Origin of the sequence: Draconibacterium halophilum, assembly GCF_010448835.1 — a bacterium.
Taxonomy (GTDB): Bacteria; Bacteroidota; Bacteroidia; order Bacteroidales; family Prolixibacteraceae; genus Draconibacterium; species Draconibacterium halophilum.
In genome coordinates, this window is record NZ_CP048409.1 from 3,179,738 (window position 1) to 3,205,838 (window position 26,101).

General features: G+C 39.7%; 18 protein-coding genes. All 18 read left to right on the forward strand.

Annotated features, from left to right (window positions below; translation table 11 throughout):
* The first annotated feature begins 4 nt into the window (after positions 1–4).
* The 18 genes from G0Q07_RS21220 (at position 5) to G0Q07_RS20800 (ending at position 25,868) form a co-directional block, all read left to right on the forward strand.
* Positions 5–976, forward strand: a complete 972-nt coding sequence (locus tag G0Q07_RS21220) for an NAD-dependent epimerase/dehydratase family protein (RefSeq protein ID WP_317165132.1) — start codon at positions 5–7, stop codon at positions 974–976.
* Complete coding sequence (locus tag G0Q07_RS12785) at positions 874–1,209, forward strand: Rossmann-fold NAD(P)-binding domain-containing protein (RefSeq protein ID WP_246222898.1); 336 nt, start codon at positions 874–876, stop codon at positions 1,207–1,209. The genes G0Q07_RS21220 and G0Q07_RS12785 overlap by 103 nt, the downstream gene beginning before the upstream one ends.
* Before the next feature lie 895 nt (positions 1,210–2,104).
* Positions 2,105–2,995 carry a glycosyltransferase family 2 protein gene (locus G0Q07_RS12790; protein ID WP_163346542.1) on the forward strand — a complete coding sequence of 297 codons (891 nt, stop codon included), beginning with the start codon at positions 2,105–2,107 and terminating at the stop codon, positions 2,993–2,995.
* Positions 2,996–3,344: 349 nt separating this feature from the next.
* The gene (locus G0Q07_RS12795; RefSeq protein ID WP_163346544.1) at positions 3,345–3,614 is read left to right on the forward strand and encodes a hypothetical protein; all 270 of its coding nucleotides are present in this window, start codon (positions 3,345–3,347) and stop codon (positions 3,612–3,614) included.
* 304 nt (positions 3,615–3,918) lie between these two features.
* The gene (locus G0Q07_RS12800) at positions 3,919–5,394 is read left to right on the forward strand and encodes a flippase (RefSeq protein ID WP_163346546.1); all 1,476 of its coding nucleotides are present in this window, start codon (positions 3,919–3,921) and stop codon (positions 5,392–5,394) included.
* Positions 5,395–6,677: 1,283 nt separating this feature from the next.
* Positions 6,678–8,462, forward strand: a complete 1,785-nt coding sequence (locus G0Q07_RS12805; protein WP_163346548.1) for a capsule assembly Wzi family protein — start codon at positions 6,678–6,680, stop codon at positions 8,460–8,462.
* Positions 8,463–9,448: 986 nt separating this feature from the next.
* Entirely contained in the window at positions 9,449–11,122 is a 1,674-nt protein-coding gene (locus G0Q07_RS12810) for a capsule assembly Wzi family protein (protein ID WP_163346550.1), read from the forward strand.
* Between the two features lie 646 nt (positions 11,123–11,768).
* On the forward strand, positions 11,769–12,908 hold the full coding sequence (locus G0Q07_RS12815) for a glycosyltransferase (RefSeq protein WP_163346552.1): 1,140 nt from the start codon (positions 11,769–11,771) through the stop codon (positions 12,906–12,908).
* A gap of 232 nt (positions 12,909–13,140) precedes the next feature.
* Positions 13,141–14,163 (forward strand): hypothetical protein, encoded by a 1,023-nt coding sequence (locus G0Q07_RS12820; protein ID WP_163346554.1) that lies wholly within the window; start codon positions 13,141–13,143, stop codon positions 14,161–14,163.
* Complete coding sequence (locus G0Q07_RS12825) at positions 14,160–14,987, forward strand: glycosyltransferase family 2 protein (protein ID WP_163346556.1); 828 nt, start codon at positions 14,160–14,162, stop codon at positions 14,985–14,987. The genes G0Q07_RS12820 and G0Q07_RS12825 overlap by 4 nt, the downstream gene beginning before the upstream one ends.
* Before the next feature lie 7 nt (positions 14,988–14,994).
* Positions 14,995–15,732, forward strand: coding sequence for a glycosyltransferase family 2 protein (locus G0Q07_RS12830; RefSeq protein ID WP_163346559.1), 738 nt, complete (start codon positions 14,995–14,997; stop codon positions 15,730–15,732).
* Between the two features lie 2 nt (positions 15,733–15,734).
* On the forward strand, positions 15,735–16,631 hold the full coding sequence (locus G0Q07_RS12835; RefSeq protein ID WP_163346561.1) for a glycosyltransferase: 897 nt from the start codon (positions 15,735–15,737) through the stop codon (positions 16,629–16,631).
* A gap of 87 nt (positions 16,632–16,718) precedes the next feature.
* Complete coding sequence (locus G0Q07_RS12840; protein WP_163346564.1) at positions 16,719–19,151, forward strand: SLBB domain-containing protein; 2,433 nt, start codon at positions 16,719–16,721, stop codon at positions 19,149–19,151.
* A gap of 76 nt (positions 19,152–19,227) precedes the next feature.
* A complete protein-coding gene (locus G0Q07_RS12845; protein ID WP_163346566.1) occupies positions 19,228–20,355 on the forward strand; it encodes a GNVR domain-containing protein in 1,128 nt (375 codons plus the stop codon).
* Positions 20,356–20,462: 107 nt separating this feature from the next.
* Positions 20,463–21,887: a capsule assembly Wzi family protein gene (locus tag G0Q07_RS12850; RefSeq protein ID WP_163346568.1), complete on the forward strand. Its 1,425-nt coding sequence runs from the start codon at positions 20,463–20,465 to the stop codon at positions 21,885–21,887.
* Positions 21,888–22,129: 242 nt separating this feature from the next.
* A complete protein-coding gene (locus G0Q07_RS12855) occupies positions 22,130–23,215 on the forward strand; it encodes an MraY family glycosyltransferase (RefSeq protein WP_163346570.1) in 1,086 nt (361 codons plus the stop codon).
* A gap of 371 nt (positions 23,216–23,586) precedes the next feature.
* Entirely contained in the window at positions 23,587–24,582 is a 996-nt protein-coding gene (locus G0Q07_RS20795) for a malic enzyme-like NAD(P)-binding protein (protein ID WP_246222899.1), read from the forward strand.
* Positions 24,583–24,605: 23 nt separating this feature from the next.
* A complete protein-coding gene (locus G0Q07_RS20800) occupies positions 24,606–25,868 on the forward strand; it encodes a phosphate acyltransferase (protein ID WP_246222900.1) in 1,263 nt (420 codons plus the stop codon).
* Positions 25,869–26,101: the final 233 nt, after the last annotated feature.

A 26,101-nucleotide genomic window follows, 5' to 3' on the forward strand; every position in this document is an offset into this window, starting at 1 on the left:
AACTATGAATAAAGAAGCAAAAATATACATAGCCGGACACCGCGGTCTCGTGGGCTCAGCTATCTGGAAAAATTTTCAAAGTAAAGGATATACAAATCTAATCGGTCGCACATTTGAAGAGTTGGATCTAATGAACCAGCAAGCTGTTGCCGATTTTTTTGAACAAGAAAAACCCGATTATGTGGTTTTAGCCGCTGCAAAAGTTGGCGGTATTATTGCCAACAGTACCTATCGCGGACAATTTATTTACGAAAATCTGCAAATTCAGAATAATGTCATCCATCAGGCGTATGTGCATGGGGTAAAAAAATTGCTATTTCTGGGATCGACCTGTATTTATCCCAAACAGGCTCCACAGCCCATGCCCGAAAACTGCCTGTTAACCGATACATTGGAATATACTAACGAGCCTTATGCAATTGCCAAGATTGCCGGCTTAAAAATGTGCGAGTCATATAACCTGCAATACGGCACCAACTTTATTTCGGTGATGCCGACCAACCTGTATGGGCCCAATGACAATTTCGATCTCGAAAAATCGCACGTACTGCCGGCGATGGTTCGAAAGATTCACCTGGCGAAATGTTTGGAGGATAATAACTGGGAAGCTATCTGCGAAGACCTGAACCGCCGACCGGTTGAAGGAATCAACGGTGATGCTGAGAAAAAAGAGATTCTCGCAATGCTATCTAAATATGGACTGAAGATGAACGACAAGTTGGCCGATATACCCCCCCAGTCTCACCATCTCAAAGTCCCACAGTCCCAAAATCTCACCGTCTCACCGTCTCAAAGTCTCAGCGTTCAAAGTCTCAAAGTCTCAGCGCTCACCATCACGATGTCACTCTCGAACTCTGGGGAACCGGCAAGCCCATGCGCGAGTTCCTGTGGTCGGAAGACATGGCCGATGCCTGTGTTTTTCTTATGGAAAACCGTAATTTTGAAGATGTTAAGACAGCATGTAAAGAAGAAGTAGTAAATACACATATCAACATTGGAACCGGAAAAGAAATAGCAATCAAACAACTTTCTGAAGTCATTCAAAAAGAAATCGGCTTTAAGGGAAGTATTGATTTTGATTCAACAAAACCCGATGGAACCATGCGCAAACTCACCGATCCTTCGAAATTACACCATTTAGGATGGAAACATAAAATTGAATTGGAGGATGGTATAAAGTTAATGTATGAGCATTATCTGAAAGGCTGAAAAACAACGTCTGCACCGAGGGGCTAAAATCCTGTCGTTTGGAATTTATCTGCAGTAGGTATGACGACAACAGGATATGAGATAAACAACGCTACAATTGCGCCGCAAATAACAGACAAGCTTTAATGAACGATTTGATTGCGCCGCTTTTATTCGCTGCATTCATTACCCCCGGGTTACCCGCCTACCGGCAGGCAGGAAACCCGGAGCTACAGATATTCCGCCCCGCTAGGGCTAATACAAAACAATTCCGCAAAAGAAGAAATAGAGTAAAATGAGTGTAATCCGTGCAATTCGCGGACTAGAAAAGTCCCGTTAGGGACGCAATATTGGTAAAACAACAGATATATATTAATAGAAGTCCCGTAGGGACGACACAAACGAAAACTATATTGGGAACTACAAATTCCTGCGGCGCATAGAGCGTTCATGATTACTCCAACGGGTTGATTGCGCCGATTTAAATGCTATCGCATTTATACCCGGCGCTTCGCACCGGCTACCAATATTTCGCCCCTATGGGGCTGTTGAAAATGCTAATGGCAATACATTAGGTCCACTAAAAGTGTAATATAATTCGTGAACCATTAAAAGATTTGATAACAAGCAGAGGGGCAAGGCCCCGTCACATAACAGCGTAGTCCGCAAGGGCTACGATAAATTTCCTTTTAATTGCGTCAATAAATAGTATTTTAAAGTTTTCAACAGGCATTTTAGTTCAGCAAATACCGAATAAGTAGCTGAACAGAAAATTATTGGCAATAAGAGTTCGAAAAACCTACAGTTTTAGCATTCCCATAAAGTCAATAACTAGTAGGAGGTGCAACTTCTATTATTCAAATCATACCATTATTTTTAATCATTTTGATATTTTTACAAAAATTTAATGTTTAACATGAAGGATGCACAAGATATAAAGCCATGCAAAAAAGCAAACGTTACGGCTAGTATCGTACTTTATAAAACCTCTCCGGCTGAATTGGAAAAAGTGTGTAATTCACTTTTTCAAAATGATATTTTTACAAAAATTATTATTGTAGATAATTCTCCCGACGATAGGCTGAAAAATACAATCCCCGGCAAAAAGGTGGAATATATTTTTAACGATAGAAATATAGGGTATGGCGCTGCACACAATATTGCCATTCGAAAAATAATCGATCAATCCGACTACCACCTGGCATTAAACACCGACATCTTTTTTTCGGCCAATGTTATACCCAAAATAGTTGACTACTTAAACAAACATCCCAAAGTAGGTCTGGTACTCCCCAAAGTACTTAATTTAATGGGAGAAACTCAATACTTGGCAAAACTCCTTCCAACTCCTTCCAACCTATTGATTCGTTTATTTTTGCCGGAGAATATTTTTAAAAATAAACGCACCAAGTATCAGCTGGCTTTTAACGGCTATAATACCACTATGGAAGCCCCTTGCCTTTCGGGCTGTTTTATGTTTTTCCGGGTAGAAGCCTTAAAGGAAGTGGGGATGTTCGACGAACGCTATTTTCTATATGCCGAAGACTTTGATTTATCGCGAAGAATTCACGAGAAATACCAGACGATATATTACCCCAAGGTTGAAATCACACACTATCATCACCGGCACTCGTACAAAAGCAGCCGCATGATGCTGGTGCACATGATAAATACCATTCGTTATTTTAACAAGTGGGGATGGTTTTATGATCCCAAACGCTGGAAAACCAATAACCGGGCATTAAAAGAGTTGGAATATAAACTGGCGAAGAAGGAAATGAATAAATCTAAGGCACCTAAGAAGTAGGCTTTCTTTCTGGCATCAATTCCTCCTCCTGTCAAAGAGCTACCCTTTATACACATCTTTCACTGAATGGTTCGTTGAATTTCGTCCGGAATAACCAACTAGCTTCGTTCATTGTACATCGCCGGACGAATACAATTGTTCTTAAGCTCTCCCAGAGCGACGTAATTCGTTGAATTACGTCGCTCTGCGCTAAAATAACACGCACTTTCAGCGCTCTTTCTTTTTCTAACAAAAAGAGATAAAATATTAAAGGGCTGAAAGTCCGTAATAATTTAGCCCCGGGCAAACGAACCGCTGGATGGCGGAAAGTGTCTCCCGGGGTTAATGTAAAGCATTAGAAAAGGCGCAAATGCAAAAACAAATTGAAAATGAAACGTGTCATGCGCCTCAAATAGAAACCTTTTTTCAGAAATTGAGCGTAAAATATTTGTGCATAAAGGGTAGTTTTGCCAGGGGAGCAAGCGCTGATGAAACGCCTAAATCTTTCATCAAAGCCACTGGCCTGTCTGTCCAAATGTTTCCCTTTATAAGGGGAAACCTTGCCTACCGGCAGGCAGGTGGCTACAGCCAAAGGGGTAAAAAATCAGATATATGGAGGGATTGGTTGGCGAAATGGTAATCTTAACCATCAAACAGTCACCAGTGTATAAGACTAAACCACTATGCATTTGAAATACATAGGTTTAAGACTCGAATGAAATTCGATGAATATATATTGGACGGAAGACAGAAGTCCGAAGACGGAAGAAAAAGATTCAATTATTTAAGAACTTCGGTCTCCTGACTTCGGTCTTCGGTCAAAAACAAAAGTTTATAGAAACTAAAGTAGCTGCAATAAATTGCAGGGTTTTAACCATTAACTTGAAAATAAATTGTCGATATTTCTCCACAAGATAAACCAGTCTGTCCACCCAATATAAGCTTTGAAAAAAACCGCATCCATAAAAAAGAATTTATTTCACAATAGTTTGCTCCTGCTGAGCAACTTATTGTTCCCGTTTATTAGTTTTTCCTACGCTTCGCGTGTATTGGGTCCCGAGGCTTTTGGAAAGATTCAGTTTATTCTAGTATTTGCCCAGTATTTTGTTTTACTGGCAGCCATTGGAATACCCATTTACGGCGTACGTGAGATTGCAAAAATTCGCCATGACAAAACACAAATCAGCAAAACAGTTTCCGAGCTGTTGTTTCTCAACGGCATTAGTTCGCTGCTTTTGCTTTTCGTATACTTGGGTATCCTGTTTTTGATTCCCTGGTTTCAGGAAGATCTTCAGCTTTACCTACTGGGAGGTTTAATTGTTATCAGCGCCTTTTCCAACCTCGACTGGTATTATAATGGCATGGAGCAATTTCGCTTTTTAGCCATGCGCTCCATAAGCATAAAAGTGCTTTCCTTACTGGCGCTGTTCATTTTTGTAAAAACAAAGAATGACTTGATAATCTATTTTGGCGTGGTCATTTTTTCAATTTTAGCCAATCATTTATGGAATTTGTGGGGAATCCGGAAAATTATCTCTTTTCATTTCAAAGCCTTACAACTCAAACGACACCTTCCGGCTTTGCTTACCCTACTGGGCACTTCGGTTTCCATCAGCATTTATTCCGTCGTCGATACCTTGCTGTTGGGATTTCTCTCCGATGATACCGCAGTAGGATTGTATACCGCAGCAGTAAAAATTAATAAAATTACCATTCCGGTACTGATTGCATTGGGGACTGTATTAATACCTCGAATCACACAAAGCCTCGAAAGCAGGGACCAGATTCAGGTCAATAAGCTGATTAATCAATCCTTTGCTTTTACCTGCTTATTGGGTGTGCCTATTAGTTTTGGGCTCTTCCTTTTTGCCGAAGAGTTTATACTTTCCATTTCAGGGTTGGAATTTACCAACGCCGTATTGACCATGAAAATAAGTGCACCTTTAGCACTAATAATAGGGATAGCCCATATTTTTGGGTTTCAACTGTTAATTCCGGCAGGTTATGAACGGAAATACCTCTGGGCAACTCTTGTGGGTATGGTTGTGAGCATTGGACTAAACCTATTGCTGATTAGCAGTTTTAAAGATAAAGGAGCGGCCATTGCTACCATTTCAAGCGAAATTGTGGTCACGCTGATTGCGGGCTATTTTGCGTATAAATTCATAAAACTAAAATTAAATTGGAGGCTGCTGATCAAAGCTTGTGTGGCAAGTATACTTTTTATTCCCATCGCCTATGGGGTGCGTTCGATTTCGGAGAATGAAATCATCCGCCTTTTACTAGCTATTCCCACAGCAGCATTGGTATATTTTAGCATTCAAAGCTGGGTATTTAAAAACCCTTTAATCAACGAAGCTTTTGTTTATGCTGAAACCAAAGGATGGATACCGGCATTTTTAATGAAGAGGAAAAAGTAAAATTAGGAACAATAGCACGCTTAATAAATTTGGGTGATCCCTGCCAATTAAAGATGTATATTATTAATTGATTTATTGATTCGAGGCTTTATTTACCCCTCCCCCTGCCGGGAGTTCCCCTTTATACACAAATATAAATTTTGAAAAAGCAAGAAAAATAATGAATGTTCAATGATGAATAACCAATGCAGAATTAAGAAAAAGGCATCAAATTCGAGCTAATTTGGATATTGATAATTCAATATTGGATATTTTACATTTATGAATATCCGTTCTACGTCATAATTAGTATTTAGCACGTCATGCTGAACTCGTCTCAGCATTTTTCGCATCTAATAATCAGCTACTTGAGAGAAAGACACTGAAACAAGTACAGGGTGACGTCTTGGTTGTGACTAATTGCGGACATTCAAATTTTACATTTAAAATGTTGGTGAAAGAACTCGTTATTTCAAAGAAAAAAGATGTATAAAGGGGAGCCAGTCCGGAACCGAATTATCAGCTAAACCACAAACTACCATTGCCCCGTTTTTCCATTTGTAATGGAAAATGCCGACAGGCAAAAGGGTAATGAAATACCAAATTACAACACACTATTGCGGCGCATGCAGCCAACAAGCCGTTTGGAATTTTCCATTTGCGCCGAGCTAAATGCTAACGCATTGTCTCATTATGCCCATTTGAAAATTGGCTGCCAACTCGGAAGGACAAGCATTTTTTATTGGATACCAATCAATAGAAATGTCTTTAGTGCACGGTTAACCTGTGAGATTGCTTCGCTATACTGCCAATGACAGATTTTAATAAGTCGTTAAATAGGAGTAAAATACCACTTTATGCATTATTGTCATTTCGACGAAGAATGAGGAGAAATCTTTCACAAAAGGAACAGATTTAGCTCCGCTGATTTTCAATTCTCATTCGTTTCCCTCATTCGAAATGACACCCCTGCATAATCTGTCATTACCTCATTATGGCAAAAACAAAATTTTGGTGGACTCTCGCAATGACGAACAATTCAAATAAATTTTTAAAGTGTAGGAGTTGAATGGCATAATGAAAGAATGACAGAGATGCTGAATCCGTCAGCTGACGGACAGCATGACGTATTGGTTATGTTTGCACTACATATTAAGAACGTCACCCTGAACTCGTTTCAGGGTCTTACGGAAAATCTGTCATTGGCAACGTAGTGAAGCAATCTATTTATTTATAATTATTTTACACCACACACCATTCTCTGGAACCTTTACCCCCCAGTTAAAAACAAGAATTAATATAAAATGACCTGGAAAAATTATATACTACTGGCTTTTATCCTTCTTATTACAGAACAAGTTGGTGGACAAGCGCTTTCAAGCAACTTTGATCAGCTGGAAGATTATTACCGCAGAGCGCAATTACTTGGTAATATTACCCCGGACTATTCCTTTGTGGCCTATCCCCTCTTTCCTGTCGAGGCTTTTGGTGTGGCAGATCCACACAAGCCCGATAGCACAATGAAAAGATTTTTTATTCGCGATGATAAAAACCTTTTTGAAAATCAATTGCCATCAGGTCTGTCACTCGAACTGCTTCCTTTGGTTTGGAATAATCAGTACAACACCCACCATCCTGAAGACTGGAACGATGGAGCAATGATTCCGTCCAAAGGTTATCAAACCTTTGTTAGCGGTGGTCTCTTTTTTAAATTTACCTTACAAGATGATCTTCCATCTCTTTCTGTAAAGCTGCAACCCGAATATGTTTATGCGGCTAACCAAGAATACGATGGTTTTCCATTAACCCGTGAAAACCCTGAGCTGGCCACGCTTAGGTGGGCGCAATATTATTTTCATACCTTAAATTACATTGATCAACCGGAACGTTTTGGCGAAGATGCCTACAGTCGGTTTTACTGGGGACAAAGCAGTATTCGTGTAAACTACAAATCCATCTCACTCGGCTTTTCAAACGAAAATCTGTGGTGGGGACCAGGTAGGCGAAATAGCCTTTTAATGACCAACACAGCACCGGGATTTCGCCATTTTACCTTAAATACTACCAGCCCCATTCGAACGCCAGTTGGTTCTTTCGAAGGGCAAATAGTACTTGGAAAACTAATAGCTTCGGGATACCCTCCACCCAACACGGGAGTAAAAGATCACAATGGTATGCTCTTTTATTCGCCCAAACGACAAGACGACCGTTATTTTAATGGAATGCTACTGAATTACAGCCCCCTTTGGGTTGAGGGGCTACACCTGGGCTTAATACGAAGTTTCCAGATGTATAAAATCGATATGGACAATTCTTTTAATGCTTACCTGCCCATTTTTAGTCCGTTCAGCCAAAAAAGAATAGAAAAACAAGCCGGAGAAACCGAGGAAGGCGAACTGAATAACTACCAGAAAAGAGACGCGTACTACTCATTTTTTATGCGTTATGTCTGGCCAAAAGCACATGTTGAGATTTATGCGGAATATGGCTTTGCTGACAATCATTGGGACAGAAGAGATTTTACTGTAGAAATGGAACATTCAAGGGCGTACAATTTTGGATTCCGAAAACTAATAGAACTCCGTTCAACAGAGGATGAAGTCATTCAGGTGGGAATGGAAATCACCCATTTAGCCAAAAACCCGGTTTCAGTAATAAGGGGAGCCCAGAATGTTTATCAGCAAGGGAGCAAAACCTGGTACACCGGTGTTGGTGTAAGGCAAGGCTATACACACAGGGGGCAACTATTAGGTGCAGGAATCGGACCGGGCAGCAACTTACTAAGCTTAAATGCAGGGTGGAACAAAGGATTAAAAGCCATAGGAATTCAACTGGAACGATATGCACACAACGAAGATTTTCACAATGAAACGGTAAAGGATGTGCGCATGCATTGGGTGGACCTGGCAGCTGCATTAAATGGGAGTTGGGACTATAAAAATCTGCTGTTTTCGCTGAACTTAAAATTTGTTGGAGCAAAGAACTACCAGTGGATCTACGACTTTAACCCGGATGAATACTGGGATAACAGCCGTGGCACAGATGTTTTTAATTTCCATGGAAAACTGGGAATAATGTACCGTTTTTGAAACTACCCTTTAAAAACAATACCAAACTTTAACAAAAAAATATTGAATTCTCAATAATAAATAACCAATGTAGAAGTAAGAAAAATACATCAAATTCAAGTTAACTTGGATATTGATTATTCATTATTGAATATTTTACATTTAGAAATTGTTAAAAACTCGCACGAATCGCTGAATCATTTAACCAGAAACTCGCGACCAGCCGAATATCCAGTTCAGCGAAGCGAATTAGAAATCGGCCAAAGCCAAATCCCGACCGAAGCGTCGGGAGCAGAAGGTACTGTCATCTCGACGAGGTACGAGGAGAGATCTCTTGCAGTTATATACAGTAAGTATTTTGCAATACAACAATTAAACAATATATTCTACCACAGAGGACCACTGAGAAGTCACAGAGTTACACAAAGAATCGAGTTGTGAGTTATTAGCTGCGAGCCATTAGCTTCCAGCCTCAAGCTTCAAGTATCAAATTTAGCGTAGCGAATTGAAAATCGGCCAAAGCCAAATCCCGACCGAAGCGTCGGGGGCAGAAAGTACTGTCATCTCGACGAGGTACGAGGAGAGATCTCTTGCAGTTATATACAGTAAGTATTTTGCAATACAACAATTAAACAATATATTCTACCACAGAGGACCACTGAGAAGTCACAGAGTTACACAAAGAATCGAGTTATGAGTTATTAGCTGCAAGCCATTAGCTTCCAGCCTCAAGCTTCAAGTATCAAATTTAGCGTAACGAATTGAAAATCGGCCAAAGCTAAATCCCGCCCGAAGCGTCGGGGACAGAATGTGCTGTCATCTCGACAAGGTACGAGGAGAGATCTCTTGCAGTTATATACAGTAAGTATTTTGCAATACAACAATTAAACAGTTAAACAATTTTTCACCATCCCAGCGCTCAACGCTCACAGTCTAACCGTCTCAGTGCTCAAGGTCTCAGCGGCCACTGTCTAACATCTCAAAATCAAGTATCCAGTATCAGCATCATGATCACAAAATATAAAAAACTCATTTTTTTCTTCCTGCTTTTCATTGCAGCAGAAAGTAGTTTCGCTCAATCCATCTCCTTAAACCATCCTTACCTGAACGACTATTACCGTCGTCAGCAGTTACTGGGGATTGTGGACTCTACCATTTCTTTTACTTCCCGGCCTATCTATTCTGAAGCACTGGAATATGATGATATTTTTGACCCTGAAAATAGCTTAGACGATTCAAACCTCAATAACTTTAACGGCACCTTTAGCTTTCTCCAACAAAGGGGAAAAATTACTTTACTTCCGGTAAGCCTGCTTAATCAATACAACAGCCATCATCCGGAAGGGATTAACGATGGTTCAATGATTCCGGCACGGGGAGCACAAATGCGCGCCGATCTTGGATTTTATTTTAAATACAGTTTGCTAAGCATCACCTTTAATCCGGAATTGGTGTATGCACACAATAAGGTATTCGATGGTTTTCCTTCCGGCTACAAAACCATTTTAAACATGCAGTTTCCTAATTCAAAAGGGACAATTGATTTGCCGGAACGTATAGGTGGCTTTCATTACTCTAAATTCTTTCTAGGGCAGAGCAGTATACGCTTAACTTATAAACCCATCTCCATTGGGCTGTCGAATGAAAACCTTTGGTGGGGACCAGGCTATAAAAACTCCTTGTTAATGACCAATTCGGCATCCGGTTTTTTACACCTTACTTTAAATACTGTAAGGCCCATAAAAACACCAATCGGTTCTTTTGAAGGACAGGTTATTAGTGGAAGGCTGGAAGAATCGGGATATACCGATGGATTACCGGATGACTGGCGCTATTTAAATGCCATGGTATTGAGCTACCAACCCCGTTGGGTACCGGGTTTGTTTTTGGGTTTTACACGTAGTTTTATGACCTACTCTGAAGATATGGGCTCCGGATTTTCCGACTGGTTGCCGGTATTTAGTTTTTTGACCAAAAACAAAGGAGGTACTAGTGATATCGAGGTATATAATCAGCGTCAGGATCAGCGTATCTCAATCTTTTCAAGATGGCTTTTCCCCGAATCACATGCCGAAATCTATTTTGAATATGGACGCGAAGACCATTCCTGGGATCTACGTGATTTATTAATGGAGCCATCGCATTCTGCAGCCTTTATTCTTGGAGGACACAAATTGCTGGGATTTAAAGGGAAACGCTACTTTCAGGTTCGGGGGGAAATTACTCAAACGGCTGCAAGTCAGACAAACGTAAACAGAAGACGTACCTATAAAGAGCCAGCGGGGACCTGGTATTACCACTCTCAACTAAAACAAGGCTACACCCACAGAGGGCAGTTACTGGGTGCTGGGATTGATCCCGGAAGCAACACCCAAACCATAGAAATTAGCTGGAACAGAGAGTTAAAACAAGTGGGAGTAGAATTTGAACGTTATGTGCACAATAATAATTTCTGGTATAATTACATTCAGGATTTCCGGGCAAACTGGGTAGATCTAAGCACATCGTTTTTTGCCAACTGGGATTACAAAAACTTTTTGGTGTATGGAAAAATAAAGGTAGTACGAAGTAAAAACTACCAGTGGCTCTACGAGCCAAAAGGTGGTTTTTCAGACTACTGGCTACCTGCAGACGATACCTTTAACTCGCATTTGCAGATTGGTATAACTTATCGTTTTTAAGGGCGACATATTTAATACAAATCCAAAACCAGAGGTCAGGCTGAGCGTAGTCCCTTGCCGACAGGCAGGGAAGCCTGAGAATCGGTTAATAGTATTGGTTATCATTGGTGTGCGACAAAATAAGAGATTACTTCTCCGCCAGGAGGCGGATCGTAATGACGAATATTTGACGTGTTTTTGTTGGGAGAAGGCTAGATTGGCAGCTTTGCAGCCAATCTAGCCTTCTCCCAACTTAATCTCCCTTTAATTCAAGTCATTGCGAACGAAGTGAAGCAATCTATTTCAATTATAACAAGTTTCGCTTTACTGCCAATAACAGATTTATTTTTGAGACCCTGAAACGAGTTCAGGGTGACGTTATTAACACGTATTGCAAACATAACCAAGTACATCATGCTGAACTTGTTTCTGCATCTTTGTCATTATCTCATTGTGTCTATTAAAAATGGGTGAACTCTCGCAATGACAAGGTTTATGAGGACTCTGTTCACAAAATTATTTTTAGTGGACAATAATAATTGAAACTCCTCGCAGCAGAGCTGACGAGGAATCCGATTCCGTTAAGGACTTTTTTATTGTTTTGTTCGCTTACCCCGAGGCAAAGCCATCGGGGAATGCGCTCACCGGAATTCAACCCTAAAGAAAAATGCAAAAAAGAATACTTTACATAGCCAACGATCACCATTTGTACGGAGCCAATCAATCCTTACTGGACTTGCTCGGTGTGCTTCAGGATAAGAAGGATATTGATTTATATGTCGTATTTCCGAAAAAAAACGAAGAAATATGCCGGCTCCTGGACATGTTAAATTGCAAATACTTTATTCTCAACTACCGATCGGAAATACTGGGACGCTCAAACAGCTTGCGCTATATTTTTATTACGCTGCTGAAATGGGTATACAAGCTCCTGATTAACCAATTGACAGTATGCCAACTATCGAAAATTGTTAAGCGGGAAAACATTAACATTATTCACTCAAACTCCAGTGTTATCGCCATCGGTGAAGAATTGGCAAAACGAAATAAAATCAGACATATCTGGCACTTGCGGGAATATATTGGAGAAGCCTGTGGTATACATTTATTTGGAGGCCCGGAGAAGTACAAGCGGCGCATTCAAAATTCCGATCAGCTAATTGCCATATCCAAAGGAGTGGCAGCAGACTTTGGTGTTACCGACAAAGCATATATTCTACACGATGCCGTTGCCTTACGCAACAGTCCCATAGAGGACAACAAGCACAATAACTATTTTTTAGTTTGTGGGACCTTACGCCCCTTAAAGGGGATTGAAAGTGCGATACAGGCCTTTCAGCAGTTTGTTTCGGAACACAAGAACTACAAATTATTAATTGCAGGAACAGGAGAACCCGACTATGAATTGCATTTAAAGCAACTGGTTAACGACCTGGATTTGGATGAATCCGTTGAATTTTTAGGCTACAGAAATAACATTCAGCAGTTAATGGCCGGAGCAACAGCATTTCTGATGTGTTCAGAAAAAGAAGGTTTGGGACGCGTAAGCATTGAAGCGATGCTGAACAAGTGCCCCGTTATTGGTTTTGATAATGCAGGTACATCAGAAATCGTTACCGATGGGCAAACAGGATTGCTTTACAAAACCCTCAATCAATTGGTGGAGCAAATGAATTATGTCGTGAATCATACGAAGGCGATGGACCTGATTACAAAAACGGCTTGCCAATACGCAAAAAAAACGTTTTCTTCAAAGACATATGGAGAAAAGATATACCGGTATTACGAGGAGATTTTAGCCAATTAACATTCACTTAACGCATAGGCTCTTGATAAGCAACAAATTAAGCAAATCCATACGAAATTATTATCCACAACTATTACACTTCAGTGTGGCATTATTGTTTGTGAATCTGATATTGGATCCCAGCAATAAAATATTTCACGCTAAATATATTTTATTTGTGGGTGTTTTTTTGCTTTGGTTACCACTGTATTATAAAAAAACAGTAAGCCTTTCGAAACAATTACTTTTCATCATGGCATTCATTGGCTTTTTTATGCCTTTTTATGCCTTGTCGGTTGGGCTTATTAAAAACTTTGCCAACAACAGCTCCATGGTCGAGCTGGTTTACCTTAACTCTTTTTTCTTTTTTTTCTTGCTGGTAATTATCGTTACTGAAAACATTCAGCTTCGTCCCGTTCTGAATATATCGGCACTGCTGCTGGTTGCAATAACCGCATTTTCCTACATTATACCGCTGATCAATCCCGGTCTTTTTGCAAAACTCTATACGTTTTTTGTAACGGAAAAAGAAGCAGCCGTATACGCACTTCGTAATTACGGTAGTTTTACCCTTTTAATGGTGTTTTATAAAACCTCGCCAATATTGGTATTTCCGCTAGCCTGGTACTTGCATCGGATATTGATTTTAAAAGTTGAAAAGAACAGAATCCGTCAAATTGTATTTATACTGGCTATTTCTACTACACTATTTTTATCGGGTACCCGGGCCAATATTTTATCCATGGGGCTTATTCTGCTTTTTTATATCTTTTTTTATGCCTATAAAAAATCAAAGCCCGTTGCTTTATTGGTTGCATTTATTTATCTAGTCGGTTTCTTTTACGGGGCAAACCTACTGGCAGACGTTTTTTTAAACCGCTCCGAAGTTTCCAATCAGGTAAAACTGGGTCACTTGTTTTCTTATATCGAACACTTTTCAGATCATGTCGGTATTTTGCTCTTTGGCCAGGGAATTGGCAGCACCATGTACACATCGGGCATAAACAGTGTGGTAAGCGTTACGGAATTAACCTATTTCGAACTCATACGCGTTTGGGGTTTACCCGTTTCAATCGTCTTTGGACTGATCCTGCTTATTCCCATTTATCAGGAACTAAAAAGCGGAACGATAAGTCATCTGTTTATTGCCTATATCGCCTATCTGTTTATTGCAGGCACCAACCCGCTCCTGTTAAGTTCTACAGGAATGTTGGTGTTGGTTTATGTTTTCTCGCAGACTTTTTCCACAACCTCCCAAAAAGATGAAATCCAATGAAGGTTCAGATATTATTAGCGACTTATAACAGCGAAAAATACCTTTGGGAGCTCCTGGATTCTCTTGTGGCACAATCATATAAAAACTGGGAGTTGTTGGTTCACGATGATGGATCGGACGACCGGACCATCCCCATTTTAAAAGAGTTTGAAAGGAAACATGACAGAAGCGTTAAAATATATAACAGCAAGAACCAACTGGGGCCTAAGCAAAGTTTTGAATACTTATTAAAAAACAGCTCTGCCGACTATTTAATGTTTTGCGATCATGACGATGTTTGGTTGCCTCATAAAATTGAAGAATCATTAGCTTGCATTCAGAAACGGGAACAGGAAAAACCCAACAAACCGGCATTGGTATTTTCGGATTTGGTGGTAGCAGACGAACAACTGAACACCATCAATCCGTCATTCTGGAACTATTCGAAAGTAAACCCAAATAATGTTTACAACTGCTACAAACTTTTGATTAATAATCCGGCACCGGGTTGCACTTTTATCCTAAATAAAAAGGTAAAAGAACTGGTTCTGCCCTTTCCCGCTCAAGCCAGAATGCACGATTGGTGGATTGTGTTAAAAGTAGCAGAGTCGGGTGTAATTGACTATCTAAAAAGACCTGGCTTATTATACCGCCAACACCAAAAAAATAAAGTAGGTGCCGAGGATATTAAAACTGATTATCTGTTATCGCGTATCGCCAATTTATCACTCACGATGAAAAGGAATAGGGAAAGTTTTGAGATGATGAAATGTTTGTCACGAGATTATTCCTTGATTAAACTGTTCTATTACAAACTACGTATATCGTTTTCAAAATTGCTGTAAACTAACAATGTCTATTTCAGTTTGTATACCCACATATAACGGCGAGGCCTACATAAAGGAACAGCTCGATTCCATTCTCAATCAGACCAGGACTGTTGATGAAATTATTATTTCAGATGATTCATCGACAGATCATACGGTTGAAATTATTCAGTCGTACAACAATCCAAGAATAAAATTATTCGAAAAGCAAAAGTTCTCCAACCCTATATTTAATCTCGAATTTGCACTTAAACAGGCCAAAGGCGACTATATTTTTTTAGCAGATCAGGACGATGTATGGATGCACAATAAAGTGGAAGTGCTGGTAAAAGAATTAGCAAACAGCAAACTGGTGATTTCGGACGGAGTACTCATAAATCAGGAAGGAGAATTAATTGCTCCTTCTATTTTTGAAATCTTTAACTCGCGAAGGGGCTTTTTTAAAAACCTTACAAAAAGTTCCTATATGGGATGTTGTATGGCCTTTCATAAAGAATTATTACCGATTGTGTTACCATTCCCTCAATCAATTGCCATGCACGATTTATGGATTGGATTGAATGCAGAACTTTATACAAGCCCTGTTTTCTGCCCGGGCAAACTGGTAAAATACAGAAGGCACGGTTTAAACAAAACACCACTGGATGCAAAAACTAACCGGAATTCATTATTTTATAAGATAGCCTTTCGGCTTACAATGCTGATACTTCTGGCTTCACGGTTTACCAGTAAAAAAATGGAATTACTATTCGCTAACAGATAGATATGGAAACTCCTCAGGTAGTTGTATTAATTCTGAATTATAATTCGTGGAAGGCCACCGATGCCTACATTCATCAATTAAAACTGCAGCAAGGCATTCAGCTTTCCGTTTTAGTCGTTGACAACTGTTCTACGGATGGTTCCTATAAATCGCTATGTCAACATTTCCAAAGCGACAAGCAAGTAGAAATCATTCAATCAGATTACAATGGAGGATATGCTTACGGGAATAATTTTGGATTAAAACACCTCCAGAAAAAGCTACTTGAAAAAACATTTATTGTTATCAGTAATAACGATATTTCTATTGAAAATCCCGAATTGTTACAAGAACTGGTTACCAGTTACAACCAATGCGACGATATTGCTTTTATTTCGCCACTCATGCACATGGATGGCAAACCCGTTCGTAATACTGCATGGAAAATCCCGGAATTTTCTTACGATATAAAAACAGTGCTTAGTTGTAATGTAGCAAAAGCCGGCGAGGCTGTTTATTACGACCTTCCCATGCAACAAAAACTAATGCCTGTAGATTGCCTCACCGGTTCTTTTTTTATGGGAAAACTGGACACATTTGCACAGTTGGATTTTTTCGACGAACGTACCTTTTTGTATGAAGAGGAGCGCATTCTGGGACAAAAAGTAAAAAAAGCCGGGCTCAGGAATTACCTGGCTTTGAAGCTTAATTTTTTTCATGAAGACTCTGCCGTTATCAGCAAGGAAATGAATCACCTGTCGCAAATTCAGCATTTATTACATAGCCGGCTGGTTTTTCATAAGTACTATGCAGAAACAAATATTGTTTTGCTTGCTTTCTTAAAAACATTCTATTCGCTCTTTCTTTTCGCAAAAAAGGTACAACTGAAATTCAGAAAGAGCAACGGATCGGTTTATTGATCAAAGTTAATTATTACTTTTATTGCCCAACATTTGAACGTTTTATATTAATTTATTTACCAATACCTGAAAACATTATCAAATTTTATGAGAATTAATATCCTTAAATATTCCTGGTTTATTCTGATGTTTTTATTGCTGCTGCAAGGTAAAACAATGGCCCAGGGCGTAGACCCAATGGACCAAAATGTTTCCGAAATAAAATCAAGCCAGATATCGGATGCACAAATGCGTGTAATTATGCAACGTGCTATTGAGGCCGGTATGACACCCGAGCAGATTGAATCCTTAGCCCGGTCGAGAGGAATGGCAGAAAGCGAAGTTGAAAAATTTAAGGAACGTGTAGAACGGCTGTACGATAACAAGTTAATGGATGAAGACAGCAAGGGAATAAAAGTGAACACACGCCCCAAAGTGGAGTATCCTGAAAACCTGGAAGAACGACTCCCCAACTCCGCTCATTCGCAAACAAACCCAAATTTTGGTTTTAGCTTGTTTAAAAATACCGACCTCACCTTCGAACCCAGCTTTAATGTTTTAACTCCACGCGATTATATAATTGGTCCGGGCGACCTGCTAAACATTGATGTTTGGGGAGCGTCGCAACACAGTTATCAAGAAGTTGTTTCAAACGAAGGAAGTATAATTATTTCAAATATTGGCCCCGTATTCTTAAGTGGAATGAGCAAAGAAGAGGCCGGTAAAAAATTGAAAACAATCTTAAGCCGAATCTACTCCGGACTCAAAGATGGAAAAACTTCAATGAAAGTTACACTTGGCGCTGTACGAAGTATTCAAATAAATATAGTTGGCGAAGTGGTTTTACCCGGAACCTACAATATTTCAGCAATGGCAACGGCTTTTAATGCCATGTACATAGCCGGAGGTCCTGCCGAAAATGGTTCAATTCGGGATGTACAGATAATTCGTAATAATAAAATAGTTGCACACATCGACTTTTATGAATACTTACTAAATGCGCAGCAATCCAACAACATACGCTTACAAGATCAGGATATCATTTTTATCCCAGCGTATGAAAATCGCGTATCGATAAACGGTGAAGTAAAACGCCCGATGTCCTTCGACATTAAACCGGACGAATCATTGGACGACTTAATTGGTTTTGCAGGTGGATTTACAGGAAATGCCTATACTGAACGTATTAAAATTATCAGAAATACGAGCAAGGAAAAGCGAATATTAGACATTGCTGCTGAGTACTTAGATGCCATACGTCTGGAAAACGGCGACGAAGTTTATATAGATGCCGTTTTACATCGTTTTGAAAACCGGGTATATATTTCCGGAGCGGTTTTTCGCCCGGGAATCTATGCCATCGACGAATCAACGAGTTTAAAGGAACTGATAAAAAAAGCAGATGGTTTACGCGAAGATGTATTTAAAGACCGTATTTCAGTATTCCGCTTACAAGACGATCTCACAAGAGAGCATATTGCTGTTGATTTAAATAACTTGTTAGCTTCCAATCTTGATTTCACCTTGCAACGTGAAGACTCCATACATATCCCGTCTATCCACGATTTACGCGAAACACGCACCATACAGATTGAAGGAGAAGTGATGCATCCAGGAATTTATCCTTATTCCGAAAACACAAAAGTTGAAGATTTAATTATCCAGGCCGGAGGGTTATTGGAAACCGCCTCTACGGCAAATATTGAAATTGCCAGAAGATTGTCAGACAATACCTCAACGGTTACTTCCGTTAAGTTGGCTGATATTATAAAATTCCCTATAGATAAATCATTGGCAATTAGTGATGCTGCCTCCAATTTTATACTAAAACCTTTCGATCAGGTGTTTGTTCGTAAATCTCCGGCTTACATTCCACAAATGCTGGTAAGCATTAACGGAGAAGTAAACTTCCCTGGTAAATACTCAATAACTTCCCGCACTGAACGAGTCTCCGATTTAATAAAAAGGTCAGGAGGCATTACTACCGAAGCCTATATTAACGGTGCCAGCCTAATTCGAAAAAAAACACAGGACAAAACCCTGACAGACAAGGCTATTGACAATATTACAATGGAAAAAGAATCATCGAACAATATAAATATCATCCGAAATGAGTTTGATATAATTGCACTTGATCTGGCAAGTATTCTTTCCAATCCGGGAGGAAACAGCGATTTGATTTTACAGGAAGGAGATTCCATTCGCATATTAAAATCTTTGCAAACCATTAAAGTAAGTGGATCTGTATACAATCCGAATGTAGTTCCTTTCGACGAAACACAAAGTGTGAAGGAATATCTCTCTAATGCCGGAGGTTTAACAAAAAGGTCAAAACCTGGTCATATTTATGTGGTTTATGCAAATGGTTCAGTTAAAAAAACCCAAAAAACATTGTTTGGGCGTAAATACCCCGAATTACAAGCAGGGGCAGAAATAATTGTTCCAAGTAAAGGAGAACGAAGAAAGATGTCGCCGACAGGTGCCATTTCATTAGTCGCTTCTATTTCACTTATTATTGTTTCTCTAATCAATGCCAGGTGACGATGAAAGCAGGCAAAACACATCTAACACATCGTTTTAAAGGATAAATTCACCCGAAATTGTTATCAAATCTAAAATGACTGAAAATACAAATACAATTCACAAAAAAGATTATCTGGAACTCGCCGATTTATATACAAGACTAAAACAAAACCGGGGAGTTATTATTAAATCAGCTGCTATCGCCTTTTTCATAGGTGTGTTTTTTGTGGTTTTCACTCCCAGGGTTTATAAAACACAAGTTAGTTTATTAGCCGAATCTAATTCTAATAGTCCTGCAAACGGATTAATGGGACAGCTGGGAAACCTTGCAGGATTAGATGTGGGAGGTTTAATGGGTTTAGATATGGGCGGTAACAGCAAAAGTGCCTTAACACCCGATTTATATCCGCAAGTGGTAAAAAGCACAACCTTTCTTATCGACATTTTACAGCAAGAAGTGTATCTGCCAAAAGAAGATCTTACGTTGTCGGTTAGTGAATACCTGCAGGAACATACAAAACCATCCATTTCGGGCTGGGTAGGTTATGCAATGAGTTTATTGAAATCAAAGGGCGAGAATAGAATTATTCCTCAGAAAAAAGAAGGAGAACCTTTAGATCTTACTCAGGGAGATCTGGATTTAATAGAAGGACTCGCTAACACCATAGAAGTAAATATTATTAAATCGGAGAGTGGACTTACCGGTGGCGACAGTAAAGTAATTCAGGTTAGTGTAGAACAACAAGATCCTTATGTATCGGCGCTGTTAACCGAAAAGGTGATTGCCAGTTTAAAACAATATATTATCGACTACCACACCAGCAAAGAAAAGAATGACCTTGCTTTTATAGAAGCACGTTACCAGGAAGCGAAAGCAAAGTATTTTGAAAAACAGGAGGCTTTGGCCGAGTACGATGACAGCAATGTAAATGTAATTCTTGCATCGGCAAAATCGCGTCGCGACAGGCTGGTTACCGAAACCACTTTGGCCTCGAACTTATACAAAGGTTTAGCTCAAAAACGAGAACAAGCACAAATATTGGTTCAGGATAAAACACCGGTTTTTACAGTAATAGAACCGGCAAAAGTCCCTCAACGAAAAAGTAAACCCAAAACAATGTTTACCATCATTAGCCTTACAATAATTGGTTTGTTTGCAGGAACTTGTATTGTTATCTGGAAGGAGTTTATCGTTTCAAACGATACAAATAAAATAAATTAGTTTCCGAAAAACGAATCAATCGAGCCACATTAAAAACACACTTATTAATACATTGTTGATCTGGGAAAGAGCATAAAATAACCCCGCAAAAACAACGTTAAATTCCTATGCATAAACAAACCCAAAAAATATTATCGATACTATTATTCTTGGGGCTTTGTCCATTATCGAACCTCTTTGCACAGTCCGTAAGTCTGGAGTATAACACCCTGGCTGGCACAAAAAACCAGCTTCCTTTTTGGCTGTGGGCCAACCAATTGGGACAATTTGAGAAAAATAGCAGCACCATTCAAAACCTGAGTTTGAATGCTTTTCACGAACAGCGCCTCGGAGAGTCAGATTTCAATATTGAGGCCGGACTTGATCTGGACCTACTGCTGGCCGACCAAAACGACATGCGCTTTACCCAACTTTTTGGCAGCATCAGCTGGAAATTTCTCCAGCTGCAAATCGGTGCTTTCCCCGAAAAAGAAGTCCATGCCGGATTGTCAACCACCAACGGTAACCTGGCGGCATCGCGCAATGCTCGCCCTCATCCACGAATCAGATTCGGGTTTAACCGCTTTATTCCTGTTTTTTTCGACTGGTTCTCCTTAAATGGTTTTTATGAAGAAGGTTTACTCAACGACAACCGCTACGTAGAAGACACTCATTTACACCGAAAAGCATTTTATTTTCGTTTTGGGAATCCAAGATCCATTGAAATCACAGGTGGTGTAGAACACTTTATAATGTGGGGTGGTACCCATCCTGTTTATGGAGAATTTAAGGGCTGGGATTCGTATTTTGATTATATGTTTGGTAGCGATGGTGATGAAAATACATTGTTAGAAAATCAAAATAATCTGGTCGGGAATGGATATGGTGTTTACCAACTTCAGATAAGAAAAGACTGGAACAAATTGCATGCGACATTTTACCTCAGCCATCCTTTTGAAGACCGGTCAGGAATGGAGCTGGAAAATTATGCCGACAACTTATTAGGATTACACTTCGCATTTCAGAAAGAACACCCTTTTCTTGAAAATCTCGTCCTTGAATTCTTTAATACCAAAAACCAAAGTGGCCCCTACCACCTCGTTGTTGGTGACGATGGAAAAGGACATGGGCGGGGCCGCGACGATTATTACAATCATGGTATTTATTTCTCCGGGGTTACCTTCCATCAAATGTCCATGGCCAGTCCTGTATTTGCCACTGTAATTGTTGAAGACGGAATAAGTAAAGGTTTTGAAAGTACCCGTCTCTCCGGATTTCATTTAGGTTTCGACGGATCAATTTCACAGACATTTCACTGGAAAGCCAAGTATACCTACTCCAATAACTATGGGCAGCACAATGGTCTTGACGGGTCAACTTACAACCCATCACGAAAACAAGCTTCAGCGATGGGTGAATTGAGTTGGAATCCGCAAGAGAAAAAGATAGAAATTTCCGCAACTATTGCAGCCGACCATGGAACTCTGTATGATAATGGAATTTCTACCACCCGATTGGGAGCAATGGTATCATTCAAGTATCATTTTAACTAAATTTAAACACACCTTATAATAGTATGAAGTAAGTTTTTAGAGCAGAGCTTTAACGCCAACGAAAGCAAAACTTATGCTTTAAAACAAATTGTTAAAACTTAAATCTTTTACAAAAAATATTCTTATTCTAATCAAAAATATGTAATTTTAGCACCTATGGACACATGAAAAACAAATTAACACGCAGCTAATCAGCATTTTGGCACCTATAAAACACAAATACAACATCATAATAATTTGCAATGGAAATAATCTTAATCCTTTCCGCACTTATTCTTGGCTTTCTGATCGTTTTAGTAGCAGTACCTCCAATAATACGCACAGCAAAGGCTAAGCATCTTTTTGAACCTTTTGAAGAAAGAAAAGTACACACAAAAGTTGTTCCTCCACTTGGTGGAGTGGCCATTTTTATTGGCTTTACCATAAGCGCCATATTTGCAACCGACGGATTAGAATTTGATGCGTTAAAATATATCATAGCAGGCATAATTTTTATGTTTTTTATTGGGCTGAAAGACGACCTAATGATTATCTCTGCCCGAAAAAAACTGATCGTGCAAATAATAGCCGCCATTTTATTCATCTCTTTTGCAAATATTCATTTCACAAATCTTCATGGGGTATTTGGCCAACATAAAATTGGTCATCTCCCAGGTATTTCACTCTCTTTGTTTGCAATGATAGTGATCATAAATGCCTTTAATCTGATTGACGGGGTTGATGGTCTGGCATCAGGACTGGGAATGTTGGTCTCATTTGTATTTGGAACCTGGTTTTATTTGAGTGAAAACTATCCGCTTGCAATACTTGCATTTGCACTGGTTGGAAGTTTGGCAGCATTTTTTCTCTTTAATGTTTTTGGTAACCGAAACAAGCTATTTATGGGAGATACCGGCTCCCTCATAATCGGATTTATCATTTCTGTAATGGTTGTTTATTTCAACGAAATGAATTTAACCGCACCGGAACCCTATAGAATTGGAGGAGCACCGGCAGTTTCTTTTGCTATAATTATAGTGCCTCTTATTGATACCCTAAGGGTAATGACAATAAGAATAGGACAACGACGCTCTCCGTTTTCGCCCGACAAAAACCATGTCCATCACCGGTTATTAGAGTTGCTGGATTCGCACCTGAAAGTTACCTTAACAATTATAAGTGCTAATATTCTAATAATAGCAACTGCAATTGGTTTAAATCACTGGGGTGTAAATGTAAACATACAGTTTATACTGATTTTCTTTATTGGTTTGTTTGGCTCATTCTTGCCGTCATTTGCATTGCGCTTTAAAAAAGTAAAAAAGGCCAGAAAAGTGTATTCCTCATAGAGAAGCTGTAACCGAAGAACATCTTTTAATCAAAGTAGAAGTTGCTTTGAGTTTTATAAATCTGATTTTTTTATCCTCATTTCACCAGAAATTTAGATTTTCCCACAACCTGTCCAAATTCTAAATTCTCACCATCTCAAAGTCTCAATTCTCAACCTCTCACCATCTCAAAGTCCCACAGTATCTAATTCTCAGCACCAAAACCTCATCTATCAGCAGTTTATCTGCATCAACCTTCATTCAATCCTTCCCGCATTCCATCCCTCCATTTGTCCAAACATTTGCTGCATAACACTTTTATTTCTGATTAATAACATTTTATAGGCTGTGCATTTTCTTTAAATTTATAAGAAATCATAAAACATACTGCCATGCCTAAAATCCGTAGAATTGATGCCCTGAATTACCATAAAAAAAATCGCCCGGGAAAAATAGAAGTTGTACCAACCAAACCACACAACACACAATACGACCTTTCGCTGGCTTACACACCGGGAGTTGCGCAACCTTGCCTGGAAATTAAAAAAAACAAAGACAACGCCTACCTCTATACTTCTAAGGGTAATCTGGTAGCAGTAGTCTCCAACGGAACTGCCGTTTTAGGTCTGGGAGATATCGGACCTGAAGCCGGAAAACCAGTAATGGAAGGAAAAGGGCTCTTATTTAAAATATTCGCCGATATTGATGTTTTTGATATCGAAGTAGATGAAAAAGATCCGGATAAATTAATAGCGGTTGTAAAAGCCATTGCACCAACTTTTGGCGGAATAAACCTGGAAGACATAAAAGCCCCCGAATGTTTTAAAATAGAAGAAACGCTTCGCAAAGAGCTGGATATTCCTGTTTTTCACGACGACCAGCATGGCACAGCTATAATTTCAGCAGCGGCGCTGCTGAATGCTCTGGAACTCAATAAAAAACTAATTGAAGACATTCAGGTAGTGGTAAACGGAGCGGGTGCTGCTGCAATTTCGTGTGCGAAATTGTACATCAGTATGGGGGTTGAACCAGAAAATATTGTAATGGTTGACAGCAAAAGCGTGATAAACCGCGAACGTACCGACCTGAATGAAATTAAACAACAATTTATTACCAACCGGAAAATAAATACACTCGAAGAAGCCATGAAAGGGGCGGATGTTTTTCTGGGATTATCAGTGGCCGATGTGGTATCAAAAAAAATGATAAAATCGATGGCCAAAAACCCCATTGTTTTTGCCATGGCCAATCCCAATCCGGAAATCTCGTATGAAGATGCTACGGCAGCACGTAAGGACATTATTATGGCCACCGGGCGCAGCGATTACCCGAACCAGATCAACAATGTGTTGGGTTTTCCTTTCATTTTCAGGGGGCACTGGATGTAAGGGCAACAACAATTAACGAAGAAATGAAAATTGCCGCTGCCAAGGCACTGGCAAAACTGGCCAAGGAATATGTTCCTGAGATAGTGGCCAAAGCATATAACATGGATAACATTGTTTTTGGCAAAGACTATATTATTCCTAAACCACTCGATCCGAGATTGATCACTACCATTTCTTCTGCAGTAGCACATGCCGCTATGGAAACCGGAGTAGCCCGTAAGCCAATTAAAAGCTGGACAGCTTATGAGCAGGAACTAATTGAACGCCTGGGAATCGATAACCGCCTGATAATGGGCATACGCACCAAAGCCAAACAGGATCCAAAGCGTATTGTATTTGCCGAAGCCAACAGTTTCCGCATCTTAAAAGCCGTTCAGTTTGTTATCCGCGAGGGAATTGCAAAACCAATACTGCTGGGTAACAAAGCAAAAATTCAGACGCTGATAAAAGAAAACCAACTGGACATTGCCAATATCCCCATCATCGATCTCTATGAATCGGTTAGCGATGAAAAACGCCATCACTTTGCAAAAATACTTTACGAAAAACGCCAGCGTAAAGGAATGACTTATAATGAAGCGGTGGAAAAAATGTATAACCGTGATTATTATGGATCGATGATGGTGGAAACAGGTGAAGCAGATGCTTTTATTTCCGGATTCTCCAGAAAGTATTCCTCTACCATTCGCCCCGCACTCCAGGTAATTGGCGTAAAGGAGGAATTTAATCACATTGCCGGAATGTATATGCTGCTAACCAAACGTGGTCCATTATTCCTGGCCGACACAACAGTAAACATGAATCCTTCGGCGCAAACACTGGCGCATACCACCCAGCTTACCGCTGCCGAAGTACGTAAATTTAATATCGAACCTCGCATTGCCCTGCTCTCCTATTCCAACTTCGGAGCCTATAAAGGTGAAGGGAGCCCGCTTAGAGTAAAAGAAGCCGTTAAAACCCTGCATGAGCAAAACCCGGATATGATTGTTGATGGCGAAATGCAGGCCAATTATGCCTTAAACGGCAAGTTGCGTTATTCGCGTTATCCGTTTAATAAATTGGGCGATCAGGATGCCAATACACTTATTTTTCCGAACCTGAGTTCCGGAAATATTACTTACAAAATTTTACAGGGACTGGGACCGTCAGAAGCCATCGGGCCAATTCTTATGGGCATGAAAAAACCCATCCATATCCTGCAGCGCGATAGTACGGTAAGGGAAATTATTAACATGACAGCCATTGCTGTTATCGATGCTCAGGCGAGCGGTTCTGGTGAAGATTAGACATCTAGGCGATAAAAAAAGAATGCCGGGATTATAGTTTATTCCGGCATTCTTTTTTAAAGGTAAGTTCTCGCAATTTTTAGGTTTTCTAGCAACATATTCATCGAGGAAAGTACGATAAACAAATATCTCTTTATGAAAATTTGTTTTCTGGTGTCGTATTTTAAAATTCAACACTATTTTTGTTATTAACCTGAGTTCGACTTTAAAATAACTCACAGCTTTCGCTATTT

Excerpts from the sequence above, each read along its gene's own strand:
- G0Q07_RS21220 (WP_317165132.1), top strand. The coding sequence starts at position 5 with ATGAATAAAGAAGCAAAAATATACATAGCCGGACACCGCGGTCTCGTG.
- G0Q07_RS12785 (WP_246222898.1), top strand. The coding sequence starts at position 874 with ATGCGCGAGTTCCTGTGGTCGGAAGACATGGCCGATGCCTGTGTTTTT.
- G0Q07_RS12790 (WP_163346542.1), top strand. The coding sequence starts at position 2,105 with ATGAAGGATGCACAAGATATAAAGCCATGCAAAAAAGCAAACGTTACG.
- G0Q07_RS12795 (WP_163346544.1), top strand. The coding sequence starts at position 3,345 with ATGCAAAAACAAATTGAAAATGAAACGTGTCATGCGCCTCAAATAGAA.
- G0Q07_RS12805 (WP_163346548.1), top strand. The coding sequence starts at position 6,678 with ATGACCTGGAAAAATTATATACTACTGGCTTTTATCCTTCTTATTACA.
- G0Q07_RS12810 (WP_163346550.1), top strand. The coding sequence starts at position 9,449 with ATGATCACAAAATATAAAAAACTCATTTTTTTCTTCCTGCTTTTCATT.
- G0Q07_RS12815 (WP_163346552.1), top strand. The coding sequence starts at position 11,769 with ATGCAAAAAAGAATACTTTACATAGCCAACGATCACCATTTGTACGGA.
- G0Q07_RS12820 (WP_163346554.1), top strand. The coding sequence starts at position 13,141 with ATGGCATTCATTGGCTTTTTTATGCCTTTTTATGCCTTGTCGGTTGGG.
- G0Q07_RS12825 (WP_163346556.1), top strand. The coding sequence starts at position 14,160 with ATGAAGGTTCAGATATTATTAGCGACTTATAACAGCGAAAAATACCTT.
- G0Q07_RS12830 (WP_163346559.1), top strand. The coding sequence starts at position 14,995 with ATGTCTATTTCAGTTTGTATACCCACATATAACGGCGAGGCCTACATA.
- G0Q07_RS12835 (WP_163346561.1), top strand. The coding sequence starts at position 15,735 with ATGGAAACTCCTCAGGTAGTTGTATTAATTCTGAATTATAATTCGTGG.
- G0Q07_RS12840 (WP_163346564.1), top strand. The coding sequence starts at position 16,719 with ATGAGAATTAATATCCTTAAATATTCCTGGTTTATTCTGATGTTTTTA.
- G0Q07_RS12845 (WP_163346566.1), top strand. The coding sequence starts at position 19,228 with ATGACTGAAAATACAAATACAATTCACAAAAAAGATTATCTGGAACTC.
- G0Q07_RS12850 (WP_163346568.1), top strand. The coding sequence starts at position 20,463 with ATGCATAAACAAACCCAAAAAATATTATCGATACTATTATTCTTGGGG.
- G0Q07_RS12855 (WP_163346570.1), top strand. The coding sequence starts at position 22,130 with ATGGAAATAATCTTAATCCTTTCCGCACTTATTCTTGGCTTTCTGATC.
- G0Q07_RS20795 (WP_246222899.1), top strand. The coding sequence starts at position 23,587 with ATGCCTAAAATCCGTAGAATTGATGCCCTGAATTACCATAAAAAAAAT.
- G0Q07_RS20800 (WP_246222900.1), top strand. The coding sequence starts at position 24,606 with ATGAAAATTGCCGCTGCCAAGGCACTGGCAAAACTGGCCAAGGAATAT.